The following is a 4,374-nucleotide window of genomic DNA, read 5'->3' on the forward strand; positions in this document are numbered from 1 at the left end:
GGCGAAGGACGCGCCGGTTTCCGGCATGGCTGTAATCTATCGGCGGTTCGCCCGCGCCACGACGGCGGCGGCGCGCAATCCGTTCTCGGATGCGACTTCGCACATGGCAATCGATCCCGGCGCATAATTCTGGACAAGACTGTCGGCGGCCAGCATCAGCGCCAGCGCGCCGCTGGCCGCGCCGGTGTCGCCGACCGTCATCGCCGGATAGGCCGTCGCCATCAGGGTGCGGTGCGTGCGATAGAAGCGCGGTCGGGCAATCAGCATCTCCCAGCCATGATAGCGCTCGCCATTGCCGTTCGAGACGACGAAATCGATGTCGGGTTCCGATGGTCCCGATCCCGAAACGGCGTCGCGCAGCGCGCCGAGCATGGCGCGGCCCTGGCTGTAGCGCTCGGAAAGGATGCTGTCAGTCTCCTGGGCCATGCCGATGCCATGGATGGCGGCCACGACAGGCCCGCGGCCGGGTTCCCGGAGCAGCCGCACGAAGACCGCCGCCTCGCTAGGAATCACTCCTTGGGCGTTGTCCGCGCCCTGTAAACGCCCGGTCCGGCTGAGCCGGCCGAGGTCGGTGTGGTTGACGAGGCTGTCGACGCCACCGAGCAGCACCTGTGCGGCGCCTTGATCCTCCATCAGTGCAATCGCCCGTTCTATCAGTCCCACACTTGCCGCCGCGCCGCCGTCGACGACGCACGAGGCGCGGTGGAACCTCAGGCCTGTTGCGTCGACAACCGCGGCCAGGAAATCGCGCGCCGGGATATCAACGAAAGCCGGATGGTTGCGAAAGCTCTCTGGCGTCGTGATGAGCAGCGCGGTGGCCGCCGCGACCCCCGGTTCGCCCGTGCCGAGCGCTTCGTTGATAGCTCGGGCGGCCATGTTGACCAGCCATTCGCCTTCGTTGCGGCGCAGGTGCCAATGAGTGGGTATGCGCGCGACTACCTGTGGCACTCCGAACGGTTCGGCGAGCGTGATTTCCTCGAAGGCCGAAAGGCTTGCCCGAATGGCCGCGATCGTTTGCCGCGCATTCAGCCCGGCGGGCGTGACGGCGCCGCCACCGGCGACGTAGAGCGGCCACTTCATGGCTGCCACACGGCGCGGTCGACGGTGCCGTCACCGCCACGCGGGCTGAGATAGATCTTTCGCTTGCGCCGGGCCATGAGAAAGGCGGGCGTGACATGGCCGAAGACGATCTCCCGCAGCGCCGGCGTGTTCCGTTTTGTCATGTGTGAAAAGCGCGCTTTCAGTGTGACGCGCCACAGATCCGGCTCGACAATCACCGTGTCCGCGGCAAACGGACGTTCCTCGACCCGGTCGTCATAGATCAGCCGCACAGGCGCAACGATGCGCGGCAGGCGGAAGGCCCAGCGGCCGTTCGGTGTCATGCCGATGATCGTGACAGTCTCACCGCCATGGATTGCCGGCAGGTGCTGGTCCGCCGGGGCGCACAGATTGTAGCGCGGATCGAAATCCCCGGGAGGCAGGGGCCACTGCGTGTCGATCCAGGCTTGATCGTAGGTGCCGGCGAGCGGCAGTCTCGGGATCCAACCCCGCCCGAGCGGGCCGAAGCCGGCCGGTCTGGGTCGATCGGAGGGGCTGAGACAAGGTTCAGCGGGATAGGTGACATTCGGGGCTTGTGTGCGCACTGCCGGATCGGCGGAGGAGGCATGGTGATAGCCGACGCCGACCGGGTTGCGTCGGTCAAGCCGACCATCTGGCAGCGTCCCGCCATAGGCGCGCTCGTAAACGATCGGCATCGTTCGGAACAGGGCCGGCGCGCTGAAGCCGCCGGCGTCGTAGATGCGGTCTCCGACGACGTTGAGCACTTTTTGCAAGCCACTGACGCGGAAACCGACCTGCATCTCCGTCACCGGACGGCCGTTCGGCGCGTGCGCCGAACCGTTGACAAGGATTTCGGCGGCCGGCTTATGCGGCGCAATATCGGCTTCGTAGCGATTGGAGGAATTGGCTGGATCGCCGAACGGGATATCCCAGAGCGCGACCGGCATCTGGTCTTCGCAAACGTCCATCGCCGGTGCGCCGTCGAGCGCATCGAAGCTTGCCGAGAACATGACGACCAGGATTTCCTGGCCGTCGGCGTCGAGTTGCACATGTGTTGCGGTGGCGAACGGGGTGCGATTCTCTATCCCGACCGCGAACGCCATCGCTCAGCACCAGTTGCCGTGTTCGTCGAGGCCGATCGGCCAGTAGGGCATCGCGGTCAGCAGCGTCGCATAGTCGTCATGGCCGCCCTGGATCAGCCACTCGAGAAGGAACACTTCGGGAGGCACCGCGCTCGACACCGAACGCCGGTTTTCCTCGTCGCACGCAAGCCAGTACTTGCGCACGAGCCAGACCACTCTCGGGTGGCCGGCGGGGCCGGCAATCCCCTTGGCCTCGATCGTTCGGAGGATTGCCTCGCCCATCGGCAGGCCGGTCTCCATACGCTCCTGGACACTCGCGTTCCATGTCTCGGACGCGACAGCGAACACGTCCACGAAATCGAGCAGATAGGCGGCGAACAGGCCGCGATGTCCGGCCGCGCCGGTCCCCGGCGCCGCCTCTTCCGCGCGGCCTCGGACGTCACCGGGCGCACGCAGCAGCCGGTAGGTCCCGTTCTGGATGTTGTGATTGACGAGCAGTGCCATCGCTCAGGACTCCTCGAATTCCGGATCTTCCCCGATGGGAATGAAGTCGAACGTCCTCATGAAGTCCGCCAACTCGGGCTCGGTGTCGTCCAGCCACGAGAGGAGCAACGTTACGGGTGGGACCGGACCGTCCCCCTCGCTCTCTTCGGACAACTGCTTGGCCTCGGAGCCCCACATCTCACTCCCGTGCTCCGGCCCGCCGCCCGAAAGCGAGTCGTTCAGTCGCGTCGTTTCGAAGTAGTACTTCCGAAACAGGGCAATGACTCGAGGATGACTCGCTGGTCCCGCCGGCCAGCGGGCGTCGACAACCTCCCTGTTGACTTCCTGCGCATGAAGGTCACGCCACCATTCCAGCATTGGTGGCACGACGATCTTCAGCTCGTTTGTCCAACGATCATAAATGTCTTGATGCGTTATCGAGATCATTTCATATCTCTATATGCCCAGGCCGCCAATGTGCTTGTTCATCGCATCGTAAAGCTCGCGGCGATCCAGTGCCCGCATATCTTGGGACTGCTCCATGCTGTGAGCATGACAATGCGGCTGGCACGGAAGGTCGCGCATCCGCTGGGCGAAGCTGCCCGGATCGTGGCACGCTCCCATCTCCCACGCGGTCTTCTGCGGCGGCTGGTGATCGGCGATCATCGTGACCTTACCGTCAGTCTGCCTTTTGATTTTCTTGTCAATGTCCTTCAGCGCCTTGTCCTTGGCTGGGCCTGAAGCCCGACGAAGGATGTTGGCACGGTCCTTCTTGCACTGCCAGCAGGTCTGCCCTTGCACGGAAGCGCGCTGGGTCTCGGTCGTGGGGGTATAGTCCTCCGAGTACTTGTAGTCGCGCGGGCAGTCCTCCTTCATCGCGTCCTTGCCCAGCACCACCGAGAAGTCGACCATGGCGGACACGTCGACCGTGTTCGGCAGCGGGCTCGCGGTATTCTGCTCCATCGGATCGCCGTGGCGGCAGACACCCTTGCCCTCGACCTTGACCGTGAACGACCAGAGCTTGAACGAGCCCTTGCCCTTGATGCGATGGGTGACCACGCCGGCGCCTAGTCCTGGCGTGGCCGCTTCGTTGCCCGTGCTCAGCGCCACTTCGGAAGAGTTCTCCAGCGCCGTCGGTGTTCCCTGCACCTTGACGCTCTTGCTGCCTTTGATGAGATCGCTGGCCGAAAGCATGTTGACATATGGAACCGGCACCGGTCCCGCCGGCGGCGGCGGCGGGCTGAGGCAGACGTCGCCGGGCGCGACGCCCTTGCCGCCGCTTGCCTGGTGGAAGAAGCCCATCTTGTCGGCGTAGACCGTGTTACCCATGGCTCAGGACTCCGCCGTCTCCGGCCGTGCCGCGCATCGCTGGCAGGCCATTTTGAGCAAGGTCGTGGATGTCGGCGAAGCCGAACTCCCTGACCTCCCAGTCGTCGCTCCAGAATGCGATCTTGTCGGTCGCGGCGGCGCCGCCCGGACGTGGCAAAGTCTGAAGGCTTTGGGCCAGCCGGGTCTGCGCCCAGTAGTTGTCGACGCAGTTCTGAAGAAGCGAGGCCACTGCATCGTACCACGGGTCGCCCGGCTCCGGCGGCGGACCCAGCCGCACGATGGCGAACGGATAACGGCGGCCGACGCGATCCTCGCTCATGCGCCAAGCGCCGGAGCAGGGCTGTTCGCCGAAAATACCGCCCTTGACTATGAAGCGCCAGACACGCGAATCTAATTCCCCCTCGTCTGGCCTCTCGCGCAA

The 4,374-nt window shown here is 64.9% G+C and carries 6 protein-coding genes; all 6 read right to left on the bottom strand.

Translation table 11 applies throughout. The features are described from left to right. Nucleotides 1-36: 36 nt before the first annotated feature. Nucleotides 37-1,080, bottom strand: a complete 1,044-nt coding sequence (locus EN925_RS24850; protein ID WP_127370383.1) for a hypothetical protein — start codon at nucleotides 1,078-1,080, stop codon at nucleotides 37-39. Next, nucleotides 1,077-2,162, bottom strand: coding sequence for a DUF2169 domain-containing protein (locus EN925_RS24855; protein WP_063173920.1), 1,086 nt, complete (start codon nucleotides 2,160-2,162; stop codon nucleotides 1,077-1,079). Before EN925_RS24855 ends, EN925_RS24850 begins: the two co-directional genes overlap by 4 nt. Before the next feature lie 3 nt (nucleotides 2,163-2,165). Next, nucleotides 2,166-2,645 carry a hypothetical protein gene (locus EN925_RS24860; RefSeq protein ID WP_127370108.1) on the bottom strand — a complete coding sequence of 160 codons (480 nt, stop codon included), beginning with the start codon at nucleotides 2,643-2,645 and terminating at the stop codon, nucleotides 2,166-2,168. Nucleotides 2,646-2,648: 3 nt separating this feature from the next. Further along, entirely contained in the window at nucleotides 2,649-3,071 is a 423-nt protein-coding gene (locus EN925_RS24865; RefSeq protein WP_063173918.1) for a hypothetical protein, read from the bottom strand. Between the two features lie 9 nt (nucleotides 3,072-3,080). Beyond that, a complete protein-coding gene (locus EN925_RS24870; RefSeq protein ID WP_196815287.1) occupies nucleotides 3,081-3,926 on the bottom strand; it encodes a DUF4150 domain-containing protein in 846 nt (281 codons plus the stop codon). Nucleotides 3,927-3,945: 19 nt separating this feature from the next. Then, a partial coding sequence (locus EN925_RS24875) for a TagF domain-containing protein (RefSeq protein ID WP_164894376.1) occupies nucleotides 3,946-4,374 on the bottom strand: 429 nt, incomplete at its 5' end.

It is taken from the genome of Mesorhizobium sp. M7A.F.Ca.US.006.04.2.1, assembly GCF_004022915.1.
GTDB lineage: Bacteria > Pseudomonadota > Alphaproteobacteria > Rhizobiales > Rhizobiaceae > Mesorhizobium > Mesorhizobium ciceri.

Excerpts from the sequence above, each read along its gene's own strand:
- EN925_RS24865 (WP_063173918.1), bottom strand. The coding sequence starts at position 3,071 with ATGATCTCGATAACGCATCAAGACATTTATGATCGTTGGACAAACGAG.
- EN925_RS24860 (WP_127370108.1), bottom strand. The coding sequence starts at position 2,645 with ATGGCACTGCTCGTCAATCACAACATCCAGAACGGGACCTACCGGCTG.
- EN925_RS24870 (WP_196815287.1), bottom strand. The coding sequence starts at position 3,926 with ATGGGCTTCTTCCACCAGGCAAGCGGCGGCAAGGGCGTCGCGCCCGGC.
- EN925_RS24855 (WP_063173920.1), bottom strand. The coding sequence starts at position 2,162 with ATGGCGTTCGCGGTCGGGATAGAGAATCGCACCCCGTTCGCCACCGCA.
- EN925_RS24850 (WP_127370383.1), bottom strand. The coding sequence starts at position 1,080 with ATGAAGTGGCCGCTCTACGTCGCCGGTGGCGGCGCCGTCACGCCCGCC.